Source organism: Flavobacteriaceae bacterium (assembly GCA_014075215.1).
Lineage (GTDB): Bacteria > Bacteroidota > Bacteroidia > Flavobacteriales > Flavobacteriaceae > Polaribacter.
Map to the genome: position 1 here is coordinate 300,642 of CP046177.1, position 24,868 is coordinate 325,509.

General features: G+C 35.8%; 25 protein-coding genes and 1 pseudogene. 14 read left to right on the forward strand and 12 right to left on the reverse strand.

Features of this window, described 5'->3' with window-relative positions:
• Positions 1–121: 121 nt before the first annotated feature.
• Positions 122–841, reverse strand: a complete 720-nt coding sequence (locus tag GKR88_01575) for a hypothetical protein (GenBank protein ID QMU63091.1) — start codon at positions 839–841, stop codon at positions 122–124.
• A 19-nt stretch (positions 842–860) separates the two neighbouring features.
• Positions 861–1,682, reverse strand: a complete 822-nt coding sequence (locus GKR88_01580; GenBank protein ID QMU63092.1) for a hypothetical protein — start codon at positions 1,680–1,682, stop codon at positions 861–863.
• A 327-nt stretch (positions 1,683–2,009) separates the two neighbouring features.
• Here GKR88_01580 and GKR88_01585 point away from each other — a divergent pair, with 327 nt between their 5' ends.
• The 9 genes from GKR88_01585 to ettA all read left to right on the forward strand — a co-directional run bounded on the left by GKR88_01585 (position 2,010) and on the right by ettA (position 14,600).
• Positions 2,010–3,623, forward strand: coding sequence for a Rieske 2Fe-2S domain-containing protein (locus GKR88_01585; GenBank protein ID QMU66610.1), 1,614 nt, complete (start codon positions 2,010–2,012; stop codon positions 3,621–3,623).
• The gene (locus GKR88_01590) at positions 3,620–4,861 is read left to right on the forward strand and encodes a sodium:proton antiporter (protein ID QMU63093.1); all 1,242 of its coding nucleotides are present in this window, start codon (positions 3,620–3,622) and stop codon (positions 4,859–4,861) included. The genes GKR88_01585 and GKR88_01590 overlap by 4 nt, the downstream gene beginning before the upstream one ends.
• A gap of 4 nt (positions 4,862–4,865) precedes the next feature.
• Positions 4,866–6,815, forward strand: coding sequence for a Rieske 2Fe-2S domain-containing protein (locus GKR88_01595; protein QMU63094.1), 1,950 nt, complete (start codon positions 4,866–4,868; stop codon positions 6,813–6,815).
• A 3-nt stretch (positions 6,816–6,818) separates the two neighbouring features.
• The gene (locus tag GKR88_01600) at positions 6,819–8,000 is read left to right on the forward strand and encodes an NAD-dependent malic enzyme (protein ID QMU63095.1); all 1,182 of its coding nucleotides are present in this window, start codon (positions 6,819–6,821) and stop codon (positions 7,998–8,000) included.
• Between the two features lie 217 nt (positions 8,001–8,217).
• Entirely contained in the window at positions 8,218–8,619 is a 402-nt protein-coding gene (locus GKR88_01605; GenBank protein ID QMU63096.1) for a hypothetical protein, read from the forward strand.
• Positions 8,619–9,647: a Rieske 2Fe-2S domain-containing protein gene (locus GKR88_01610; GenBank protein QMU63097.1), complete on the forward strand. Its 1,029-nt coding sequence runs from the start codon at positions 8,619–8,621 to the stop codon at positions 9,645–9,647. Before GKR88_01605 ends, GKR88_01610 begins: the two co-directional genes overlap by 1 nt.
• A gap of 45 nt (positions 9,648–9,692) precedes the next feature.
• Entirely contained in the window at positions 9,693–10,484 is a 792-nt protein-coding gene (locus GKR88_01615; protein ID QMU63098.1) for a hypothetical protein, read from the forward strand.
• Between the two features lie 158 nt (positions 10,485–10,642).
• Positions 10,643–12,667 (forward strand): SidA/IucD/PvdA family monooxygenase, encoded by a 2,025-nt coding sequence (locus tag GKR88_01620; GenBank protein ID QMU63099.1) that lies wholly within the window; start codon positions 10,643–10,645, stop codon positions 12,665–12,667.
• 241 nt (positions 12,668–12,908) lie between these two features.
• Positions 12,909–14,600: an energy-dependent translational throttle protein EttA gene (gene ettA, locus GKR88_01625; GenBank protein QMU63100.1), complete on the forward strand. Its 1,692-nt coding sequence runs from the start codon at positions 12,909–12,911 to the stop codon at positions 14,598–14,600.
• A 108-nt stretch (positions 14,601–14,708) separates the two neighbouring features.
• Here the strand turns inward: ettA and GKR88_01630 are convergent, their stop codons facing one another.
• On the reverse strand, positions 14,709–15,359 hold the full coding sequence (locus GKR88_01630) for a hypothetical protein (GenBank protein QMU63101.1): 651 nt from the start codon (positions 15,357–15,359) through the stop codon (positions 14,709–14,711).
• Between the two features lie 696 nt (positions 15,360–16,055).
• Here GKR88_01630 and GKR88_01635 point away from each other — a divergent pair.
• The 4 genes from GKR88_01635 to ssb all read left to right on the forward strand — a co-directional run bounded on the left by GKR88_01635 (position 16,056) and on the right by ssb (position 17,856).
• On the forward strand, positions 16,056–16,256 hold the full coding sequence (locus GKR88_01635) for a hypothetical protein (GenBank protein QMU63102.1): 201 nt from the start codon (positions 16,056–16,058) through the stop codon (positions 16,254–16,256).
• A 143-nt stretch (positions 16,257–16,399) separates the two neighbouring features.
• Complete coding sequence (locus GKR88_01640; GenBank protein ID QMU63103.1) at positions 16,400–17,029, forward strand: hypothetical protein; 630 nt, start codon at positions 16,400–16,402, stop codon at positions 17,027–17,029.
• Between the two features lie 21 nt (positions 17,030–17,050).
• Positions 17,051–17,575 (forward strand): helix-turn-helix domain-containing protein, encoded by a 525-nt coding sequence (locus GKR88_01645; GenBank protein QMU63104.1) that lies wholly within the window; start codon positions 17,051–17,053, stop codon positions 17,573–17,575.
• A gap of 5 nt (positions 17,576–17,580) precedes the next feature.
• Positions 17,581–17,856, forward strand: a complete 276-nt coding sequence (ssb, locus tag GKR88_01650) for a single-stranded DNA-binding protein (protein ID QMU63105.1) — start codon at positions 17,581–17,583, stop codon at positions 17,854–17,856.
• A 714-nt stretch (positions 17,857–18,570) separates the two neighbouring features.
• Here ssb and GKR88_01655 read toward each other — a convergent pair.
• From GKR88_01655 to GKR88_01675, 5 genes and pseudogenes are all read right to left on the reverse strand, one after another.
• On the reverse strand, positions 18,571–19,137 hold the full coding sequence (locus tag GKR88_01655) for a hypothetical protein (GenBank protein QMU63106.1): 567 nt from the start codon (positions 19,135–19,137) through the stop codon (positions 18,571–18,573).
• Positions 19,138–19,286: 149 nt separating this feature from the next.
• A pseudogene (locus GKR88_01660) lies at positions 19,287–20,181 on the reverse strand (DDE transposase).
• 58 nt (positions 20,182–20,239) lie between these two features.
• Entirely contained in the window at positions 20,240–20,626 is a 387-nt protein-coding gene (locus GKR88_01665; GenBank protein QMU63107.1) for a hypothetical protein, read from the reverse strand.
• Positions 20,571–21,320 carry a hypothetical protein gene (locus tag GKR88_01670; protein ID QMU63108.1) on the reverse strand — a complete coding sequence of 250 codons (750 nt, stop codon included), beginning with the start codon at positions 21,318–21,320 and terminating at the stop codon, positions 20,571–20,573. Before GKR88_01670 ends, GKR88_01665 begins: the two co-directional genes overlap by 56 nt.
• Positions 21,321–21,403: 83 nt before the next feature.
• Positions 21,404–21,880 carry an IS3 family transposase gene (locus tag GKR88_01675; GenBank protein QMU63109.1) on the reverse strand — a complete coding sequence of 159 codons (477 nt, stop codon included), beginning with the start codon at positions 21,878–21,880 and terminating at the stop codon, positions 21,404–21,406.
• Positions 21,881–22,194: 314 nt separating this feature from the next.
• On the opposite strand from GKR88_01675, the gene GKR88_01680 reads away from it, so the two are divergent.
• Positions 22,195–23,190: a transposase gene (locus GKR88_01680; GenBank protein QMU63110.1), complete on the forward strand. Its 996-nt coding sequence runs from the start codon at positions 22,195–22,197 to the stop codon at positions 23,188–23,190.
• 25 nt (positions 23,191–23,215) lie between these two features.
• Here GKR88_01680 and GKR88_01685 read toward each other — a convergent pair whose 3' ends face one another.
• The 4 genes from GKR88_01685 to GKR88_01700 are packed head-to-tail and all read right to left on the reverse strand — an operon-like array spanning position 23,216 to position 24,783.
• On the reverse strand, positions 23,216–23,560 hold the full coding sequence (locus tag GKR88_01685; protein ID QMU63111.1) for an IS3 family transposase: 345 nt from the start codon (positions 23,558–23,560) through the stop codon (positions 23,216–23,218).
• Between the two features lie 41 nt (positions 23,561–23,601).
• The gene (locus tag GKR88_01690) at positions 23,602–23,901 is read right to left on the reverse strand and encodes a transposase (protein ID QMU63112.1); all 300 of its coding nucleotides are present in this window, start codon (positions 23,899–23,901) and stop codon (positions 23,602–23,604) included.
• Positions 23,902–23,941: 40 nt separating this feature from the next.
• Complete coding sequence (locus tag GKR88_01695) at positions 23,942–24,619, reverse strand: hypothetical protein (GenBank protein QMU63113.1); 678 nt, start codon at positions 24,617–24,619, stop codon at positions 23,942–23,944.
• A 2-nt stretch (positions 24,620–24,621) separates the two neighbouring features.
• Positions 24,622–24,783, reverse strand: a complete 162-nt coding sequence (locus tag GKR88_01700) for a hypothetical protein (GenBank protein ID QMU63114.1) — start codon at positions 24,781–24,783, stop codon at positions 24,622–24,624.
• Between the last annotated feature and the right edge of the window lie 85 nt (positions 24,784–24,868).

Here is a 24,868-nt window from a genome sequence, read left to right on the forward strand (position 1 = left end):
AGCTTCTTAAATGCCCCATTAAAGGCGGTAAGGATCAGTTCACTTGCCCTAGTAAGGCAGTAAATAGCTATTAAAAATATTTTTAAAAAAAAGCCGAGTATTGTAAAAAATGTTTTCATCGTTATAGTTTTACCGTTTTTTGATTGCCAATAGTTAGGGTTCCACCTCGTGATTCAATAACAGCTCGATAAAGTGCTACCATCGCCGAGAAATGCTGTTCTTCTTCTGGACTTGGCAAGTGGATAAGTTCAACGTTTATACCCTTGTAGTTATCTGCAAGGCGAACCATAGATTCAAACCTTGCCTGTACATCCTTTGGGTATTTTAAAAGCCGACGTGCTTGTCTGGGGTCATAGATTGAGAAAATAGGACTATGTTCTTTTAAATCGGATATCAAAATAAGTTTACGAACACCTTGTTTTGAAGCTAGTCTATTAAGTTCGGTAACAATAGTACCAAAGATGGCTGAGTATTTTAGTGGCTTATCATTAACGCAATACTTGGCTAGAGTATCTCTGAACTGGGTGGATAATGCTCGGCGTGAACGACGTCTTGAATCCTCGTTTGAAAGCCATCCAGCACTAGATTTTGATAATGTAAATGCATGACGTTCTGTATAACGTGTGTCTATAATTGGGATATAGGATATTTCAATACCATCAAAAATATTGTCGCTTTCCAAGCGGTCTAATATAAAATCTGCTTTTGGGCGAAAACCATCCGCTTCACTTAAATCAACAGCTACAGTAAGTGAGTGTAGTGTCGATGGGGTCTGATTAGCACATCCTAAAACTAGGATGGCTAATACTGTTATTATTACTAAGTGTTGTAAATATTTCATTGTGATTTGTTTTAAAGGGTTATGAATTTGTATTTGGTTTATCGGTGTAATTTTGGAATTCTACGTTATCGAAATACGTCGTTAGTGGTGTTGGAGTTTCGGAAAAGGCATTGGGTTGCACCTTATCTTTACGTGTTATTAAATTCTCGTTACACCACATGGCAAAGGCTTTTAGATACTCGGCAGATATCACTTTTTCGTAGCTGTGAGCCATCAGTAATATCCCATCCAATTGACTGAGTTTGTCATTCTTCTCTTTCAGAAGTAGGGTCAATCGTGTTTCTGTATCCTTGAATTCTTTAGTTAGCGTTTTAATCTGGTCGCCAATCTTTTTATGATTGTAATAATCAGAGAAAGTCTGCTTGGTGGGTTTTGTCATCAATGTGAGTAATACACCACATAAAAAAAGTGTAAGGTTGATGATCAAGAAATTAAATTCAGAGGTATGTTCTGTGCCCTGTCCTAGATTAGCGTTATAGGATAGGCGTAGTGCAGAGAAGCTGTAGAGTAATCCAGATACAAAAGTGATAATCCCTAGGCCGACTAACCATTTCTTTAGTTTAGTATCAAACAGGCGTAAAACATCAGGGAAAATATGGGCGATTATAAAGAAACAAATCGCCAATCCTGCACTCGATACTAATGCTCCAAAACTATTGCTTGAGATTAACAGGAATATTTTGTAGTTAATCATTACTTCCGAAAATGAGAGTAGCACTAAGAAAAATAAAGCAATACGCCAGTTACGAATCAGATGTCCAAGATTGCTATCAAAATCACGCTCTTTCTTTTTTAGGACTCTAAGGTCTTCCTGTAAGTCCTCATGTTTAGAGGTGAGCATGGCTTCTTCTTTGGCATAGCTTTGCTCTATGGCTTGTTTATCGGTAACGGCTCGTTTTGCACCAATGGTTACGATTATATAAAATTCACTTTATAGTCATGAAAGAACATAGAAATATCCACTATTAAATATTCCTATGTCTTTATAAATTTTCAACTTATGTCATTTCCTTAAAACCCTTGTCATTATTGGAAAGTTCCAATGTTGGAACCTTTTTGTCGTGGTTTTAATAGTGTGTGCTGAATAAGTTCATTTATACGACCTTTGTAATAGAATTTTTATTTTTTCAACAGAAACATTATTTTAGTACCCATAAGAAAAACCATGATGTCAACCAAACGAATTGAAATTGCCAAAATAGCTGACCTTGTAGCAAAAGAACCTGCATATGCTCTGGTAAAAAATACGGATCTTGTTATTATAAAACACGAAAAAGGAATATCGGTACTTTACGGGAGGTGTCATCACAGAGGAGCTTTATTAGCAGACGGGCATATAGATGGGCATAATTTAATTTGCGGAGTTCATGGTTGGGATTATCGCTATGATACCGGGGTCAGCGAGTATAATAATGATGAAATATTACATAAATTTCAAGAATATATAGAAGGAGATTCGCTATTTGTCGATGAGAATGAAATTGATACCTTCGAAAAAGAACACCCACAACCTTTTAATCGCAATGAATATCTGGGGACCTATGCAGATACCCATCCTGAAGATACGGAACCATATACGGATTACATAAGAGAACTTGCTAAAAATGGTTTAAAAAATGTAGGTCATCATGGGTTTTCAGCCTCTATGGGAGTTGATAGAAACACCCTGCCAAAGTGGGATGACATTCAATTTTTACCTGCACAACTGGCAACCAGACCGTTGCTAGATCATGAAGAAGTAAATACCAAAGTAGTGATCGGGTCAAAAGCTAAAAAACCATTAGCATTAGACATTCCGATTTTTGTTAGTGATATGAGTTTTGGTGCCTTATCTCGCGAGGCAAAGATATCATTGTCAAAAGGAGCAGAAATGGCAGGAACGGGAATCTGTTCCGGAGAAGGAGGGATGCTACCACAAGAACAAGAAAACAATTCAAGATACTTATATGAATTAGCTTCAGCGCAATTTGGTTTTTCTTGGGAAAAACTGGACAACGTACAGGCTTTTCATTTTAAAGGAGGGCAAGGAGCAAAAACAGGAACCGGAGGACACTTGCCAGGGACTAAAGTAACCCAGGAAATAGCCAAAGTACGCGGATTAAAAGAAGGAGAAACCGCTATCTCTCCGGCAACTTTTCCAAATTTTTACGGAGTAAAAGACTTTAAAAATTTTGCCGAACAGGTAAGAGAACGCACAGGAGGGATTCCGATTGGATTTAAAATTGCAGCCAGTCATATAGAAAAAGACATTCAATTTGCCTTAGATGTAGGCGTAGATTATATTATCCTCGACGGAAGAGGTGGAGGTACGGGATCTGCCCCCACCATTTTAAGAGATCATATCAATGTACCTACGATTCCTGCTCTGGCAAGAGCCAGAAAATATTTAGATACCGTTGGGGCTACGGATATTACATTAGTCATTACGGGAGGTTTGAGAGCGGCAGAAGATTTTGCAAAAGCATTAATGTTAGGAGCGGATGCCATAGCCGTTTCAAATTCGGCCTTACAAGCTATAGGTTGCCTAGGAATGAGAGCCTGCGGTACCAACAATTGTCCGGTAGGAATTGCCACACAAAAAGAATCACTAAGAAGCAGGCTAATCATTCAGTCATCTGCCAAACAGTTGTATAATTATTTTACTGCGGCAAATGATTTGATTAAAGTAATTTCCAGAGCTTGCGGATATGATGGTATTTCAAAATTTAACCCTAACGATTTATCGACATTTGATACAGATATACATAAACTAACAGGCATCAATTACGCCGGAATTCAATAATTATGTTTCAAATACTTATAGGTATTACCGCATTAGCTGCTCTTTTGAGCTTTATCAATGCGAAATTTTTAAAATTATCCGGAACTATCGGAATACTTATTCTTTCTATCATTATATCATTTTCAATAGGAAGCTCTATATATCTTTATGATAAAGAATATTTCATGAGCATTTATCCATCATTAAAACAAATAGATTTTAGAAAAATATTGTTTGACTTTTTATTAGGAATATTATTGTTTGCAGGAGCTATTCACGTAAACCTAAATAGCCTCTTAAAAGAGAAAGGTTCTGTTATAATTTATGCAACCTTTGGTGTACTAGTTAGTACTTTCATAATAGGTACAATATTTTATTACCTCGTACTTTTATTTGGCTTTGAAATAAGTTTCTTTTATAGTTTAGTCTTTGGAGCTTTGGTTTCTCCAACCGATCCGGTTGCGGTACTGGCATTATTAAAAAAAGCAGGAGCACCGGAGCATATGGAAATAAAAATAGTAGGAGAATCACTTTTTAATGACGGTATTGGAATAGTTGTTTTTTTATCACTTCTATCTTTAGCAACACTATCACATGAACTCGAAATTACTCATATCGCCCAAGAGTTTAGTATTGAAACAGGAGGCGGAATATTAATGGGGCTGATTTTAGGATACTTAGGAAAAATATCTATTAGAAGTGTTTCTAAAGAACCCATAATAGCGGTACATATTTCATTAGCTATTGTTTTAGGTGGCTATAGTTTATCATCTTTACTTCATATTTCTGGCGCCATTGCAATGGTAGTTGCAGGGTTAATTGTAGGAGATAGTTTACATTCTGAAAAATTTTCAGAAGAATTTAAAAATCATATGAATATCTTTTGGGAAATTTTAGATGAAATTTTTAACGCAATACTTTTTGTTCTTATAGGTATTATAATCATTATGGTCGATTTTAATATTTACTACCTTTTACTGGGAGGGGTTACCATTATTATTGTTTTACTTTCAAGATACATAGCCATTTATCTATCAAATTTTCTTCTTAAAAAATCAAATAGAGCGAATGCTAAAGAACGTATTATTTTAACATGGGCTGGTTTAAAAGGAGGGATATCAATAGCATTAGCACTTACATTACCAGACGGTGAAACAAGGGATATTATTTTATATGTAACTTATGTAGTTGTTGTTTTTTCAATTATTACACAAGGATTAACCATTGAGAAATTAATTTCAAAATCATTAAAGAAATAGTTAAATGGAGAAAAAAATTATTTGGCATAAGGTACTAAGTAATAAAAAAGAACTCCCTGAAGGTCGTGTAAAAACAGTTACGGCAAATCATAAAGGGATCTGTCTGACACATTATAAAGGCAAATTTTCAGCATTGGATAATAGCTGTCCGCATCAGGGCGGCCCGCTGGGAGAAGGTTCTATAGAAAATGGGCTGTTGCGGTGTCCGTGGCATGGCTGGGATTTTGACCCTTGCACGGGAGCACCTCCGGGAGGGTATGATGACGGAATTGATACCTTTCCGGTAAAAGAACAGGACGGTGCAATTTTTGTTGGAGTTGAAGAAGAAGCTCCTCATGAAGAAACAGTATCTGACGTAATGATAGAAACAATGGTGAATTGGGGAATTGACACTGTTTTTGGAATGGTAGGACATAGCAATCTGGCAGTAGCAGATGCTATGAAAAGGCAAGAAGAAAAAGGAAAATTAAGATATTTTGGGATTCGCCATGAAGGTGCTGCTTCTTTTGCTGCTTCCGGATATGCAAAACTTACGGGAAAACCGGCTGCATGTTTTGGAATTGCAGGGCCCGGAGCTACAAATATGTTTACGGGAATGTGGGATGCCAAAGTAGACCGCGTACCCTTATTAGCGCTTTCCGGACAGGTAAATACACAAGTAGTAGGCACCGGAGCTTTCCAGGAAGTAGATTTAGTGAACGCCTTTGGAAGTGTTTCCGAATTTAATCATGCCGTTCATACCAACTCAAATCATAGTGAATTAATGTCTTTAGCCATTAAAAACGCATTAGTGAAACGAGATGTTTCGCATCTTACTTTTCCGGATGAAGTGGCATTTAGTAAGAAACCGAAAAGAGAAAAAGCACAAACTCCGGAAAACCGTATCACACCGTTCAATATTTCTCCTCCAAAAGAGATGTTACGGAAAGCAGTGGAGTGTATCATCAATGCAAAAAGACCTGCCATTATCGTAGGTCATGGAGCACGTTTTCAAATGAAAGCTATCACCGCTTATGCGGAAAGCCTGAACTGCCCGGTGATTACAACATTTAAAGGCAAGGGCCTAATTGCAGACGACCATGAATTGGGTTGCGGTGTTTTAGGTAGGAGTGGAACGCCCGTTGCTTCCTGGTTTATGAACGAATCCGACTTGCTAATCGTTTTTGGAGCGTCATTTTCCAATCATACGGGGATTACCCCTAAAAAACCTATTATCCAGGTAGATTTTGACCCTATGGCATTGAGCAAGTTTCACAAAGTGGATGTAGCACTTTGGGGAGAGATATCTGAAACCATTGCACTGTTGGAAACCCAAACAAAAGGAAAGACAAAAACGATAAACCAACGCAAAGAAATTGCCGAACGATGGAGTTATTGGAGAAAGGAAAAAGAAAGCAGATTACGAGATACCGGTAGTAAAAGATTGAGTTCTATTGCCGTATTTGATGCCATGAATACAGTGGTCCCGGAAGATGCTGTAATTGCAGTTGACGTAGGAAACAATACCTATTCTTTTGGCCGTTATTTTGAGCCTAAAAACCAGGCTGTTTTAATGTCAGGCTATTTAGGATCTATTGGATTTGCATTACCTGCAGCTATGGGAGCATGGGCAGCAAAAGGGCATGAAAGACCCATTTGGTCAGTATCGGGAGATGGAGGCTTAGGACAATATTTGACGGAAATAACTACCTTGGTAAAGTACGATATGAATATCAAACATATTGTTCTTAATAATTCGGAGCTCGGAAAAATATCTAAAGAACAACGATCAGCGAAAGTAGATGTTTGGCATACGTCGCTTAAAAACCCAAGCTTTGCCCAATTTGCCGAAAATTGCGGAGCACTGGGAATCAGAGTAGAAAAGCCCGAAGAGTTAATCCCGGCAATGGAAAAACTTAAAAACCACAATGGTCCGGCACTTTTAGAAGTTATGACCGATGTAAATTTAATATAAACTATGGATTATTTTGAAAAATCATTAGTACTACACAAACACTTAAAGGGAAAATGGGAAATTAATTCCCGGTTCCCTCTGGAAAACGCCGATGATTTATCAGTAGCGTATACCCCGGGTGTAGCATCGGTCTGTGAGTCTATTGCCAAAGATACTTCTATGGCCTATGACTTGACAATGAAAGGAAATACGGTGGCCATTGTTTCCGACGGATCTGCGGTCTTGGGATTAGGTGATATTGGCCCGGAAGCAGCCATTCCTGTAATGGAAGGGAAAGCTATTTTATTTAAAAAGTTTGCCGGAATTAATGGAGTTCCGGTAGTGATCAATGCCCATACTTCAGAAGATATTATTACTACAGTAAAAACGATAGCCCCTACTTTTGGGGGGATAAATTTAGAAGACATCAAAGCACCAAAATGTTTTGAAATTGAAAAAGCACTTCAAGATATAGGGATTCCTGTTTTTCACGATGATCAGCACGGAACTGCCATTGTACTGTTGGCAGCATTGATCAATGCCGGTAAGGTAATCGGAAAACCTGTTGAAGAAATGAAAATTGTAGTTAACGGAGCAGGAGCAGCCGGAACCGCGATTGCCAGATTGTTGCGTTGTGTGGGACACGACCCTAATGTTTGTGTCCCGGCAAATGATGTACTGGTTTGTGATTCAAAAGGTATTATATCCAGAGACAGAACGGATTTAAACGAATACAAAAAAGAACTTTTGGCTTACAGCAACAAACAGCATCTTTCGGGAAGTTTGAAAGATGCTTTAAAAGGAGCAGATTGTTTTATAGGAGTATCTAAGGGAAATCTTTTAGACGGAAATGATATTCGATCAATGAATACCGATGCAATTGTACTGGCAATGGCTAACCCCATTCCTGAAATTATGCCGGACATTGCAAAAAGAGGAGGGGCAAGAATTGTGGGTACGGGACGTAGCGATTTTCCAAATCAAGTGAATAATGTATCTGTTTTTCCGGGAATTTTTAAAGGTGCTTTAAAAGCCAAATCAAAGCGAATTACAGAGATTATGAAAATAGCGGCAGCACATGCCTTAGCCGGTTGCGTTAAGAATATATCGGAAGATAATATACTGCCAAGCCCTTTATCTTTGGAAACAGCAAATATTGTTGCAGATGAAGTTGCCAAAGTAGCCTTAGCAGAAGCAACTCTTTAATGATATAAAAAATGATCATTATTTTAATTATTATAAACGCATTACTGATTTACTTTTGTATCGGTATCTTGTTCGGGATTTATTTTCTGTTTAAAGGAGCAAGTCAAATAGACCCTCTGTTAGCAAATAGTAAAAAAAGAGTACGGATCTTGTTATTCCCCGGAATAGTGGCAGTTTGGCCTTTTTTAATATCAAAATCGAGAAAAATAAAATCGTTATGACGTCAGGGTTACGAAAAATACATGAGTACAGTTGGTTAATTATAGCAATAGCAATACCGATATTGATATTTTTTTCCGTTAAAGATTTGACAATTCTTTCTTCAAATCAAAAGAAAGCACATACGATAGAGGAGACAAAAAAAGAAAGTATAAAAAGTATTGAAAATGAATTGATAAAAGTAAGATTGTACGCAAATTCTATAGAAATTATTTTAAAGACAACACTAAAAAATGCCTCTTCTGTCCTCTACACAACAGATACCGAAGGAGAAAAAGACGGAATTATTGGACAAATAACTCATGCAGGGATTTATCATTTTGAGATTGGTGAGTTACCAAAAGGAATTGTTTTATATGACGCAATAAAAAAAGAAATTATCACTAAAATGCTATTTTAATGGGGTTAGATTATCAATTAGTACTTTGGAATAAAGACAAAAAAAAATACGACACAATAATTGTGTTCGGCATGTTATTGTATATAGTATTATTTGGAGCTATTACACTTATTTTTAATACCGAAACCAGTGTAGAAACGTTAGTGATTAGAGTTTTTGGATCTCTGGCGATGATAATGCTACACATCATTTTATCTATCGGGCCGCTTAGCAGGTTAAATACAAAATTCTTACCCATCTTATACAATAGAAGACATTTGGGGGTGAGTATGTTTCTCGCTGCTATGATTCATGGCGTATTTTCGTTCATACAATTTCATACGTTAGGAGATGTAAATCCTGTTTACTCGCTCTTTACATCTAATATGGAATACGATTCACTGACAAATTTCCCGTTTCAGGTATTGGGATTTTTTGCCTTGTTGATCTTATTTGCAATGGCAGCTACGAGTCATGACTTTTTCTTAAAAAACCTGTCTCCAAAAGTGTGGAAACAACTCCATATGCTAGTCTATATTGCTTATATATTGATTATAGCACATGTGTTTCTAGGAGCTTTCCAACAAGAAGCCTCGCCTTTTACCATAGGAATAGTGTTACTCGGATTTATAATGATCACCAGTTTGCATATTATAGCGGGACGGAAAGAAAGTAGGATAGATCAAAAAAGACTTCCGGAGAAAGAAGGCTGGCTGCAGGTGTGTGATGTTAATGAAATTGAAGAAAACCGGGCAAAAATTTTTACCGTAGAAAAAGAACGGGTAGCTGTTTTTAAATACGATGGAAAACTCTCTGCTATTCATAATGTATGTAAGCATCAGGGAGGTCCTTTGGGAGAAGGAAAAATTATTGACGGTTGCATAACCTGTCCGTGGCACGGATATCAATATCTTCCCGGCAATGGGCAGTCGCCACGACCGTATACTGAAAAAGTAGCTACTTATGAGGTAAAACTGATACAAAATACAATCTATATCAATCCAAAAGCATTTGCAGAAGGTACGGCTATTGAACCGTGTAATTATTAAGAATGCAACGAAACAAGTTTAAAACACTTTAAAGCAGGCATAGAAATGAAAAAAAACGATGAATTTTATGTTCCTTATATAGAAGGTAGTTTAGGAAGAAATACAAAAAAAACAATTAAAAAATTTGTATTAGCAGCTCTGCTTATATTAGTTGCCGGAGGGCTGATTTTTAGCTTTTCTCAAAAATCATTTAAGAATAGCACCTTCGAATTAACCAGTGAAACCAAAATAGTAGGCGTATATCACGAAATGCCTTACCCGATGTTACAGGTAGAAGTGGCGAAAAATACACATAAAAATATTTTACTTTTGGGATTTGGTAAATCAAGCGCGCACCCGTTTTTAGAAAAAATACAGGGTGAGGTTCAGGATTTAAATGGAAAAACCCTGAGTATTGAAGGAAACCTGATTTATTATAACGGAAAAACCTTATTGCAAATTACCGACGAAGAAAAAGTAACTTTAGTGAATGAATCCAAAGCAAAAATACCCGTTAGAGAATTAGTTAGTGAAATGACACTAAAAGGCGAAATTATTGACCCTAAATGCTATTTTGGAGTGATGAAACCGGGTAAGGGAAAAATTCACAGAAGCTGTGCTGTTCGATGTATTTCCGGGGGGATACCTCCTGTTTTAGCAACTACGGATCAAAATAATATTTCCGAATATTATTTAGTTACCGATATTCACGGAAACCCTGTTCATAAAGAAATTTTGCCATACATAGGAAAGCCATCCGAGATAAGGGGAGTGGTAGAAAAAATGGGAGATTGGTACTTCTTGAAAATTGATATCGCAACTATTACTACAAAAAATACCCAATCGGCATTTTATTAAGTTTTCCGGAGCTATATGTGATGAATACATAAACTGAAATTATAAAAGCATTACGAAAATTGGTATAGGGGAAAATGGGATTTGCATGAGTTGTTTTTATAAAAAATAGTACCTTGCAAAAATAGTACGCACACATAATAGCTAATCAGTAAAGCCCTATGAAGTATCCGCATATTTTTGACCCCCTGGACTTAGGTTTTACAACTTTAAAGAACAGAATTTTAATGGGTTCTATGCATACCGGGCTGGAAGAAACTAAAAACGGAGGGGAACGGATTGCAACATATTATGCTGAACGAGCCAAAGGAGGAGTAGGGCTTATTGTTACAGGCGGTATTGCACCCAATATACAAGGGTGGACAGCACTGTTTTCTGCAAGAATGTCGACTAAAAAACATGCAAGGCAACATCAAAAAATAACCGGAGCCGTTCATGATGAAGGAGGAAAGATCTGTATGCAAATTTTACATGCAGGGCGCTACGGATACCATCCTTTTAATGTTGCTCCATCCGGAATTAAAGCACCCATAAACCGTTTTAAACCTTTTGGATTAACAAAATCAGGGATTAAAAGAACCATCAGAGATTTTGTAAATTGTGCAAAGCTTTCAAAAACCGCAGGCTATGACGGTGTAGAAATTATGGGTTCCGAAGGCTATCTCATCAACCAATTTGTTGTAACACATACCAATAAAAGAAAAGACAGGTGGGGTGGATCGTATGCAAATAGAATGCGTTTCCCCATCGCGTTAGTAAAATCAGTTCGAGAAGCTGTTGGCGAACATTTTATTATTATATACAGGCTTTCCATGCTGGATTTGATAGCAAAAGGAAGTACCTGGGAAGAAGTAGTCATGTTGGGAAAAGAAATTGAAAAAGCAGGAGCTACCATTATCAACACGGGAATCGGGTGGCATGAGTCCAGGATTCCTACGATAGCTACTTCGGTTCCAAGAGCAGCATTTACATGGGTAACTAAGAAAATGAAGGAAGAAGTTTCCATTCCGTTAATTACATCCAATCGAATTAATATGCCAAAAACGGCCGAAGCAATATTGGCCAGGGGAGATGCGGATATGATTTCAATGGCACGCCCGTTTCTAGCGGATCCGGAATGGGTGCATAAAGCAGCACAAGGAAAAGAAGATGAAATTAATACATGTATTGCTTGTAATCAGGCATGTTTAGACCACGTATTTCAGCAAAAGGTGGCAAGTTGTTTGGTAAATCCAAGGGCCTGCCATGAAACAGAATTTAATTATGACAGGGCCGAGAGAGTAAAGAAAATTGCAGTGGTTGGAGCAGGACCGGCAGGCTTGTCTGTAGCTACTATTGCAGCGCGGAGAGGCCATCAGGTAACGTTATTTGAAGCAGCCGGTGAAATAGGAGGGCAGTTTACTATTGCCAGGCAAATTCCGGGAAAAGAAGAGTTCTATGAAACCATTCGTTATTTCAAAAAACAAATAGCATTGCATCATGTTATATTAAAATTACATACAAAAGTAAGTGCGGAAGACCTTCAAAAATCCGATTTTGAGGAAATCATTATTGCAACGGGAATCAAGCCCAGAATGCCAAAAATAGATGGAATTGATCATGAAAAAGTACTCAGCTATTTAGATGTTTTAAAAGATAAAAAACCTGTTGGCAAAAGAGTTGCAGTAATAGGTGCCGGAGGTATTGGATTTGACGTCTCGGAATATTTACTACACGAAGGAACATCAAGCACATTGGATTTAAACAAATGGTTACAAGAATGGGGAATTGATAAAAGCATGAGAGCCAGAGGGGGTATTGCCGGGGTAAAACCTGTTATACAGCCGGGGAAAAGAGAGGTATATATGTTGAAGAGAAGCAAAGGAAAATTTGGGGAAAAGCTGGGGAAAACCACAGGCTGGATTCATCGGAAAAATTTGAAAAAACAAGATGTACAATTTATTGACGAAGTACAATACACAAAGATTGATAATCGGGGATTACACTATATTCGGAATAAAGAATCAAAAATTTTGGAAGTTGATACGATTGTTATCTGTGCGGGACAAACTCCTTACAGAGAACTATATGAAGCACTAAAAAATACGGAAAAAAGAGTGCATGTAATTGGCGGGGCGTATGTTGCTGCCGAGTTAGATGCGAAAATAGCTATAGATCAGGGCAGCCGCTTGGCAGCAAAAATTTGATTTTTTATATTTGCTTTTCACTATTAAAAAGCAAGTATGGATAAAAATGGAGTTTTGGCGTGGGCAACCATTATTATGATTGTTGTCGGGTTGGGCCTTATAGGATTAGGGATTTTTCGTTACGATGATACTGCCGGTTGGGGGTTTGGTGCTGTGGGAGTTGGTTTTTTTGCAATTGCCTGGGTTTTTAATGCACTTAAAGGAAGGGTATAATTTTTTACTACAATAAACTACTATCAAAATGTCAGATGATAAAAAGGTTATTTTCTCCATGTCAGGAGTTAGTAAAACGTATCCAAATACAAACAAACAAGTTTTAAAAGATATATATTTAAGTTTTTTTTACGGAGCTAAAATTGGTATCCTGGGGCTCAACGGATCTGGGAAATCCACCCTGTTAAAAATTATTGCCGGAGTGGAAAAAAACTTTCAGGGGAACGTTACTTTTTCTCCGGGATATAAGGTTGGTTATTTAGAACAAGATCCGCAATTAGATCCGGAAAAAACAGTAATTGAAGTTGTCAAAGAAGGAGTTTCGGAAACAGTAGCCATTTTAGATAAATATCATAAAATCAACGATATGTTCGGTTTGGAAGAAGTGTATACTGATGCGGATAAAATGGATAAGCTCATGGCACAGCAAGCGGAATTACAGGATAAAATTGACGCATCAAATGCTTGGGAATTAGATACCAAACTTGAAATAGCTATGGAAGCACTAAGAACTCCGGATTCCAATACAAAAATTAAAGTACTTTCGGGAGGAGAGCGAAGAAGAGTGGCTTTGTGCAGATTGTTACTACAAGAGCCCAAAATTTTATTGTTAGACGAGCCAACCAACCATTTAGATGCGGAATCCGTACATTGGTTAGAACATCATTTGGCTCAATATAAAGGAACTGTAATTGCCGTTACGCATGATAGATATTTCTTAGATAATATTGCAGGCTGGATTTTAGAATTAGATAGGGGAGAAGGTATTCCGTGGAAAGGAAATTACTCATCCTGGTTAGATCAAAAGTCAAAACGACTGGCTCAGGAAAAGAATACGGCTTCAAAACGTCAAAAAACATTAGAAAGAGAATTGGAGTGGGTACGGCAAGGCACTAAAGGAAGGCAAACCAAACAAAAAGCACGTTTAAAAAGCTATGAGCGTTTGATGAATCAAGATCAAAGCCAACAAGAAGAAAAACTCGAAATATTTATTCCCAATGGGCCACGGTTGGGGACTCATGTGATTGAAGCAGCAGGTGTTTCCAAAGCCTATGGCGATAAATTGTTATATGAAAATTTGACATTTAATTTGCCTCAAGCAGGAATTGTTGGAATTATTGGGGCTAATGGTGCCGGAAAGACCACTATTTTTAGAATGATTATGGGAGAAGAAAGTGTTGATACGGGAAGTTTCAGCGTAGGAGGGACTGTAAAGATTGCCTATGTAGATCAATTACACACGAATATAGATACTGAAAAATCTATATGGGAAAATTTCTCTGATGGACAAGATTTGATCATGATGGGAGGGAAGCAGATAAACTCAAGAGCTTATTTAAGTCGTTTTAATTTTTCAGGAAGCGAGCAAAATAAGAAAGTAAACACATTATCGGGGGGAGAGCGCAACAGATTGCATCTGGCAATGACCTTAAAAGAAGAAGGGAATGTATTATTACTGGATGAGCCAACCAATGATCTGGATGTAAATACATTACGAGCTTTGGAAGAAGGTCTGGAAAACTTTGCAGGCTGTGCTGTAGTGATTAGTCACGACAGGTGGTTTTTAGATAGAATTTGTACACATATTTTGGCTTTTGAAGGAGACAGCCAAGTGTATTTCTTTGAGGGTTCTTTTTCTGATTATGAAGAGAATAAGAAAAAGCGATTAGGAGGCGATCTAATACCAAAACGAATTAAGTATAAGAAACTAATTAGATAAAATAATGTACTGATAAACCTCACAGGCTTTTAAAACTTGTGAGGTTTTGATGATTTAACCCTCATTTTTTAACCTCGAAACCGGATTTAGTCTGCATTTACTTTTGTGCTAAGCTCTTTTACTGATGGCTTTTTTAACAGGTTTTCTTCTTCTTAGAATCTTGTCTCTGGAAACTTTAGCATTTTTCTTTGCCCTATAGTAGTAGAAATTGTCATCTTCTCTAAATCTTCTGTAATTATTTCTGAACTCACTTCTATAAAAATAAGGATCGTTATAAGCACAAATAGCTCCTATATTAACATTAAACTCTGCCGAATAATCATCGTAATAATAGTCATTATAGTAATTAGTATATGGTACTTGTCCGTAAAACCTCGGATTTCCCCACCTGTTGTATCGAACTTGCAGATTCCCGAAACGGGTTAATCTTCCCCTATGGTATCTCATGTATATAGAACCAATTTTCCGCACATTTCCTCTGCGATCATAATTGATATAAACATTTCCAACTCTTTTGATCCTTCCCTGATCATCTCTGTAAATGAGAATTCTTCTGTTTCTTCGTCTGATATATCCAGAGTCAAAATCGAAGTCACCGTTTAAAAAAACATGAAATTTAATTCCCCTTTCAACAAAAGTAACAGCATCGCTATAACGATTTTCAACCCCAATGATCTCAGCTGATTTTTTGCCATTTTTGGCTTCAACATAAGAAACCATCATGAACATTCCTAATAAAAATAGTACACCTTTTCTCATAATTTGTGATTTAGGGATTTGCCTACTCTTTTTGCTTTTCGGCTTCCGCATTTTCAGTAAGGATTTCAAAGAGCATGCCAAAAAATGGTTGTATTGTTTTTTAGTAAATTATAATGGGTTTTTATGAAACGGCCCGTTTAGATAACTTAGAAGAATCATTAGAACATTTTGTAAACCTTTTAATTTTTCAATCTTTAATTCATTTAACCAATAAGGATAAAGCATTAGAGCCCTTCAATATTCAGTTTAAAAAGATCATCAGGTATCATAATGGATGGTCGAATTTTTTACGACTCTTTTTAATATTATTAAGCTAAGTACATGACAAAAATTTTGTCAAGTTAATATTGTTTTGATTTACATGGTTTAACAGCACAGAAGCGATATAATCCAGTCCATATTTAAAAATACTTTTGGCCATTCTTCCGTGTTCTTTTATTTTGATAGGGTTTAGTTGATGTAAATATATACCTATTGTGCCGTGAATCTTGAAACAGGGCGTTCGCCCTGATTAAAAGAATGTTGTGTAGGAGATGGTAGTAGGTCTACCAAAGTCGTTGTGCAAGCGAAGTCTTTAAACCGCCCCTCGGTGCTTGGATAGTAATAGAAAGGTATTGAAGGGAAAGGGGAAAAGGCTAACAAGATTAGTCAGGTGCGAATAAGAGAGATGAATGCAAATGAACCACTGAAGAAGTAATGAGAGATATTTACCCCACTGTCAAAAGCTGGTTATTGTGTGCACTTGTGATAACTGTAACGGGAACTTGCATACTGGTTACAGGGCAGTCGTTATTGAGGTGGCATGACTCTTATTTAGGCTCTTACATGGAACACGGGAAGTCCTTATTAAATGCTAAGCGAAATACTCAAACAAGATATCCCTGTAAGGTAGAATAACAAAGTTAATAAGGATGGCGGATGAAGCCGTAGTAGTGATGAAGCTTCTGTAATGGAAGTAGAGCAAAGGGCTTCAGTTATACAGTTTTAAATGATTTAACAACTTAAAAAAAAAGGAGGATGACTTCATTATTTGAAACAGAATTAAAAACGGTACCGATTACCAAACAAATGGTTCGGGAAGTCTACCGGAAAGTTTTGGCGAACAGGGTAGTGCAGGAGTAGATAAAGAAAGTCTGGAAGCCTATCAGAAAGACTTACTTAAAAATCTGTACAAACTATGGAATCGACAAGCATCAGGCAGTTATTTTCCCAAACCAGTACGAGAGGTAACAATACCCAAGCCAAATGGGGGCGAACGTAAACCAGGTATTCCTACAGTAGAAGACCGCATAGCCCAACAAGTACTCAAGACGTATTTAGAACCCAGATTAGAAAAGGTTTTTCATGAAAACTCATATGGATATCGACGATCCAAAAGTGCGCACGATGCCGTGGATGAAGTCCGCAAGAACGTTAAGCAATATTGGTGGGTCATTGATATAGATATCAAGAACTTCTTTGATGAAGTCAACCATGAATTATTAATGAAAGCCTTAGAACGTCACGTAGAAGAAAGATGGGTAAAGTTGTACATCAAACGTTGGCTGGAATGCCCCAGTCAGTCAGTAGATGGTACACTAACACCCAAAAACGGAAACGGGACACCACAAGGAGGCGTAATTAGCCCTCTTTTAGCAAATCTGTTTCTACACTATGTTATTGACAAATGACTTCCAAAACAAAGTAAGTACATGAAATTTGTACGCTATGCAGATGATATTATTGTGCATTGTTACTTAGACTGGGAAGCAAAACGCTTGTTGAAAGCGATACGAAAACGACTAGAAGAATGCCATTTACGTTTAAATGAAGAGAAAACAAAACTGGTGTACTGTCAAACTTACAGAAGAAAACGAGTAAGAGGCTATCCAAAGCAGTTTGATTTTCTAGGTTTTACGTTCAAACCACGCACAACCAGGGCTACGTTGACCATTTGTACCATCGAATTGACGGCACAAGCGCCGCCTAAAAAGGGATATCCACTCGTTCCTCAAAGCTATGGAGATTATATCAAGCAATTCAGGTTAGATTACGGATATACCCAATTTGAAATAGCTATGGAATTCGAAGTTTACAAATCCACCATTGACAAATGGGAACGAGGAACTTGCAATCCCAATGAGGAAAACCAACAAAAAATTATCGAATTTTTGGGCTACAACCCAATGCAAAAAGCAATAACCCAGTCTGCCGACAGGCAGGCATTAAAAAAATAGAAATTATGAATACATTAAGAAACAGAGTACAATTGATTGGAAATTTAGGAAAAGACCCAGAAGTGATTACTTTAGAAAGTGGTAAAAAACTAGCCAAATTTTCACTAGCTACCAATGAGAATTACAAAGATGCAGATGGCAATAAGCAAAGTCGTGTTGACTGGCATTCCCTAGTCGCCTGGGGCAAGACTGCTGAGATTGTCGAAAAATATATCACGAAAGGAAAAGAAATTGCCGTGTATGTATCTGTGTTTATTAATACAGAAGCATTACAATCATAATCTTTTCTGGAATGTACACCAACTACCCGATATTCTCCATCATTATTTTTGAACCAAACAGGAGATCCACTATTTCTAACCTGAGTATACAAATCATAAGACAGTTTGGCGTTTTCTATCTCAAAATTGTTGGTTTCTTCAGTCCAAATTTCATAATCGTTCTTATCTCCAGGAGAGCCTGTTAATGTTATAGGAGCTTCGATATCTTCTTTTTTGTTAATGAGCTGTATGATATAATGGCCGCCAACCGCTTTATAGGCAGCAGAATCTGGTAATATAATAATAGAAAAGTCTTTACTTATTTTTCCGGAAAGCCAATAACCGCTATTAAAAAATTTCGATTTTCCTCTTTTTAGCCTTAAGGATTGTTTGAATAAATAATTGTCTTTATCAATACTACCAAAATACATATCGGCATGATGTACTGATGAAAAGACAAAAGGAGCAGATTTGCTAAGTAGATAAAACGCGGTATTATGACCCGCTGTTAATACCACTCTGGGATGTATTAACATGCCTGTTCCCTTTTTTTTGCTAAACCAGCCTCTACGCATTTCTATATAACAGGTATAAGCATTCGGAATATTGTTTCCGACAATTCTTGTTCGGTTTGACGCTTTTGGAGCGCATTTTTTCTCTTGCGACCAGGAACATTCTTGCGAAAATAAAAATAGGGCAAAGATAGAAAAGGCTAACAATGGTTTCATATATACGTTATTTTGAGTTGCTTCTGTAGATATTTACTAACGGAATATCCCATGCTATTTGGAGGAAAATACGATGTCCGTTAGGAAAAATCTCATTTCCATTATCTAAAGTTATTTTTCGCAATTGCGGAGTATATTGGTAGCCCAACGCAAATGTTAGAGGAGAATTTTTTAGTCCGTAAGTGATAGAACCGCCAGGTGAAAAAACATGTTTTATTTCAACCTTATCCGGTAAAGTAGATGAATCGTCATGTACCCTAAAATTAAGCATTGCTCCCAAATCCAGTAGCTGCGCAAAAATTCCTATAGAGGAACCGTTTTGAATTTTCTTGGTCGGATCAGGTCTCTTTTTTACCTTCCAAGTAAATTCAAATCCAATAGGTAAGGTAATTCCGGACACAAAGCCGTTGTTATTCTCTATAGATTCAGTACTAACAAAATATCCTGGTTGTGAGGTAATGCTTATGGTACTGGTATATTCCTTTTTATGAATAAAACTTACTGAAGGAGCTACATGTTTCTTTATAATTTCTTTTATCGCATCGGAATCTTCTGAATTAATGACATCTGACATAAAAGATATGTACTTGTCAATTTTTGTTAAGACCTCATTGTATGCAGCATTATCTCCGTATAATTTTTCAAGAATTAAGAGGGTGTAATGGAGCGAATTACTATAATTTTTTTTCCGGGTATTATCGGCTCAAGTAAATTTTATGGGTATTAAGCGAATAATTTTTCAAGTCTAAAGAGGAAAAATTGTGTATCTCTTACGCCTCTTTGATTGGCTCTAAAGAGTTTTATTTTTGAATTAAAAGACTCTGCATTTGCATTTGTATTCCTATTGTCAAAAAAGTTTAAGATGGTATTAAAATGATGTTTAATACTGTTCATTGCTGTATTGAAATTTTTAAATTCCAATTTTTCTGTATCCTCAAACCAATGTTCAAATCGTTGTTTGGCTTTTACTTTACATTTTTCTTGATAAATGCTTCTAAATTCTAAAGTGTGTTTATAGGCTTGTTGGATGTTTGGATAAAGATTACATAATAATTCTGCTCTTTGTTTTTGATTAGGTGTCCAATCGTTTGTCTTTTTAGCTAAAATATATCTACTTCTAGCCAAAAGTTGCTTTTTTGTATCACCATTAGATAGCACTATGGGTTTGTGTTTCTTCCTTGCTTTTTTAGCAGCTTCAATGGCTTTGTTTTCATCTTCTATTGCTTTCCACCGATGCTGTACTCTAACATGCTGTAAAGCTTCTGTTACCAGTTTTACCACATGAAATCTATCGGTAACAATTTTAGCATTTGGAAAACAAATCTTAGCTGTTAAATTCATATTATTTGCCATATCTAAAGTTACTTCTTTGACTTGTTTGCGTTGTTCTAAGGGTATTCTTTCAATAGCAGTAATAATATCATCACTTTTAATTCCTTTTACACAAGCCACTAAAGTTCCTTGTTTACTTCGTCCGTTCTTGTTGGTCAAATAGGTAATAAAGTTCACCTTTAGATAGACTTACTTCATCAAGACTTAAATACTCTCCTATATTCTTCGGATAAATAAGATAATCTTCACAATGGGGCTTTTGATTCCAACTATCAAACCCACTTATCTGTTTCTTATAATGGCGTTGTAAAGTTCGTGGGTAAATACCGTAATAACTCGCTATATTACTGATCGTATCTTCTCGGGCCTCTACCTGTAGCTTTTAAAAAATCAGAAAGTTCTGACGTTAATTTAGAACCTTCTGCAATGAATGAATAATCATTTTTAATCGCTCCCTTTTTAGTCTTCTTATCTCGCCATCGTCTTGTTTTTATATGTAGATAAACTGCTTTACCGCGTATGGGAAAATCTTGAATCTGTTTACTGCTAATAAAACCTTTGGACTCATAATTACCCTTTGAGTAACCCTCTGGTAGAATATTCTTCTCTTCTAAATAAATGTGAAAAGCATCCTTTTTAACTGAAATATCTCCTAATTCTTCAAAAAATACAATATCAAAATGAAGTAATAAATCTTGAGGGAGGATAGATGCTAATAATTCTAAATGCATCGTCTTTTTTTATGCATCTAAAATAATCAATCCCCATAAATTGTCGTTGACCCGTATTATCGTAAATATTCAATACGTAATCTGCCAGCTCCAGATAATCGTCCAGTTGGGAATTTTCATTACGTATTTTTTCAACGGTTTTAGTAATAATTTTCATGTAGCCGATAAAATTATCACCAATATTTTCTTCAGTAAGATTTGATGTATAATCACGTATTTCCACTAATGCTGTTAGTATTTCCGAGAATATTGATTGCACCTTTTCAAGATTGTTTTTTAAAGGATGTATTTTAGAGAAATCTATGTTAGGAAAGAGGTCTTCGATAAATGTAGGATCGGATTGATAAATCAGTCCAATAAAAAAGTTCCATTCGGATAGGGTATTTAATTGCTTAAATTGCTCGAAATTTATCCAAGGGTTTTTTGTAAATTCTTCTGGTGTTTTTTTAATATCAATAAAATTGCTTTGAATCAGGTTAATTCCGTGGATTAAAACGCCTATGGTCTCATGAGGTTTTCGTTCCAAGCAGTTGAGAAAGCTTTTTTTGTAATAGGTATTATCCAAATAATTGAATAAGTCTACAGGATGGTAATTGTGAATTAATTTGGAAGCAATATCTACGGAAAGCTTAAACGTTTTATAATACGGATGCTGGGAAATAGAGTGTGTGTTTGTATGCTTTAGCAACGTCAATCTATCATTAATGTCATCATTGGCCTTATGATTATCTATATGATGGATAAGATTGGATATGCAACAAAAAATGGTACAAAAAGTTAAGCTACATTTTTGATTTGATATAATTTTTCAAATTCGATGATATTTTTGTAACCAAGAGCAGAATGTCTTCTGTATCTGTTGTACCAAGTTTCTATGTATTCAAAGACTTTAATTTGAAGACTTTTGTTGGATATAAACTTATTGTCTATCATTAGTTCTGTTTTGATTGTTTTAAAAAAAGATTCAGCTACTGCATTATCCCAACAGTTTCCTTTTCTACTCATACTGGGTGTTACATGATAACTTTTAAGGATATTAACAAACGCATGAGATGCGTATTGTACACCTCGATCAGAATGAAAAATCATACCTTCACAAGGCATTCTGTTGTTTACAGCCATTCTCCATGCAGCAATGATAGTTTGTCTTGCTTTGAGTCCATTGCTCAAAGACCAACCAATGACTTTACGATCAAACAGGTCAATAATTACCGTTAAGTACAGCCATCCTTGTGCAGGCTTTAAATAGGTAATATCAGAAACCCATTTCTGTGCAGCAGCCTTTAGATTAGCAAATAGAAATAATTACTTAAAATAAAAACATAATAGTTATGATGAAATTTCTTTTTTTGCTTCTTTTTTTCTTTGTTAATAACTCTTATTTTGTTGATAACCAAAAACACAAAAGAACGGAGTGAACTTTAGCGGCCAGCTAGCTTTTTAGAGCCATCCCCCGTATTAGTCTCCGTTCTTTTTAAAAGTTACTTAGAACCATATAGAATTTCAGTTTCTGCCCTTATTAAAGGTCTTAGTTTAAGTAACTATTATTAATATCTAATTACAAAATTATGAAAACAAATGAAATTATCGGAATCGATGTCAGTAAATTATTAATTGATGTTTGTATCTATTCTAAACAAATTGTTCAACAGTTTGAGAACAGTAAATCTGGATTTAAATTAATGCTAAAGTGGAGTTTTAAAAATTCGTCTTTCTCTAAAGAAGAAACCATGTTTGTATTTGAACATACAGGAATGTACTCTCATTTATTATCTGTGTCTTTAACTGAACAAAAATTATCTTTTTTCATAGCTTCTGGTTTAGAAATTAAAAGATCTATTGGTATTGCTCGTGGAAAGGATGACCAAATTGATGCCAAACGCATTGCTCTATATGGGTATCGATTAAAAGAAGAACTTAAACCCAGTAAGCTACCTAAAAGAAGTATATTACAACTAAAAAGTCTCTTATCTTTAAGGACAAAACTTAACAAACAAAGAGCTGGTTTTAAAGTTACTTTGAAAGAACAAAAAAGAATTTATAAAGCAAAAGAGTATAAAATAATCTTTGACGTTCAACAAAAAATGATTGCAGAACTAACCAAACAAATACACAAGATTAATACTCAAATGCAAGCTATTATTGACCAAAATATAATGTTAAAAGAAACCTATAAACTTGTTACTAGTGTTAAAGGTATAGGAATGCAAACTGCTATAATGATGATTGTGTTTACTGACAATTTTTCAAAATTTGAAAACTGGAGAAAGTTTGCCTCTTATTGTGGTGTTGCTCCTTTTCCTTACCAATCTGGAACTAGTATTAAAGGACGTACAAAAGTCTCTCATTTGGCTAATAAAAAATTGAAAGCAATTATTAATATGTGCGCTATTTCTGCTATACAACATAACCCAGAAATGAAATTATACTATCATAAAAGAATAAAACAAGGCAAAAGTAAAATGAGTACCGTTAACATTATTAGAAACAAATTAATAGCAAGAGTGTTTGCCGTTGTCAAACGACAAACACCCTATGTAGATACTTTTAAATTTGCTGCATAAATTAGTAAAAATAATATCTCAACTTTTACTTGTTTTTATCATAGAATACGGTAGCTTTAAAATCTCTATCCAATACATTATCAGCTACTGGATATTGATGCTTAGAATCTGTCGTGACAACAAATTTCTTTTTACGAACTGCTTTAATCCCGTGTTTTTTCATCAATCGTGCTACCCTAGACCTAGATACTTTAAACCCTTTAGCTTTGAGTTCCTCTGTAATTCTAGGACTTCCATAAGTAGATTTACTTCGCTCACAGATACGGTGAATCTCAGAGAGTAGCATACGATTTTTTCCATCTCTATCTGATGGAACATAATTCTTACTCCTGTAATAACTGTTTCTACTAATTTTAAAAATTTTACACATCTTCCCAACCGGATATTCTCTACTGTAATCTTTGATAAATTTCAATACTTCCGATCGCTCTTGGAGAAGATGCTCACGGCATTTTTTAAGATATCCCGCTCCATGGTAACATCCTTGAGCTGTTTACGTAATCGCTCTAACTCTTTCTGATCTTCTGTGAGTTGTTTGACGCCATTACCGCTAAAAGCTAAATCAGGACGCTGTTCTAATTCTCTACGCCATCTGTAAATAAGATCTGCACTGATTCCCAATTCCATGGCAATCTGCTTTGTGTTACCTCGTACATTGCTTAATTCTACTGCTTTAATTTTAAACTCTTTACTGTATTTTCTTCGTTTCATATGGTTAAGTTATTTTAGATAAAATTAGCTTAACTCTTTGTCACTCTAAATGTAGCAAGTCCAGATTTTCCAATATAGCCGACAAATCGTCATTAAAAATCTCTTTAAACTCATTGCCAAGCTCTGGAAACTTGGTAGGATCTAACTTCTTTAGTTTTTCAAACGTTCCTGGAAGTAATATCTCCAATTCTCCCACTTCTCCAATGGTAGCTTCAAAGGTTTGCATGTAGGTAAGTAGCTGGGCTTTTTTAAATTCTTCTGCTATGTATTTTACCAAGCCGTCCAGAAGTTTTGTTTGTGTATCTGCGTTCAAAGCAAAATTACCAGATAAAGCGTCTGGAAGAATACTAAATAAAGAGCTTCCTGTAAAACCTGAAGAGTTGAACCCACTTATTCCATTTATAGGCGAGAATAGTTCGGCATTGAGGCTATTTGTTACAAAAGTATTGTATTTTTTGATAGCAGATTTGGCATATTCAATGTCAAAGTTATCTATGGAAGAATCATAGGGATTGATGATAAATTTTTTAAGGTTTAGTAATTGTTTTTCTTCTTCTTCAGAAAGTTTAATGAATTTATTTGTTTGTGAATCAATAATAGTTTGAATAGATACTAAATCCAGTGTATTGATAAATTGAGCATCATAAAAAGCATTTTGACCAATCGATGTTAACACAACCAGTAGCGTACAAATAGATAAAAAAAATCTTTTTTTCATGATTAATTAATTTTCTCTCCTATTTTCATTTTTAATCCAGAAGGAGTTATCGTGTAAATATTATTATCTTCTATTCTGTAAGAAGATGTTTGAAATTTAATTAGCCCACTTTTTCCATCCAAAGATGAAGCTCTGAAGCCTCCAACAACTTCGCCATTACTCAAGTCTATAACTTGATTATTTTGAATGTAAATAACATTACTTAGGAAGGCATAATACATAGCATCTTCAATATTTTCATCTTTTATT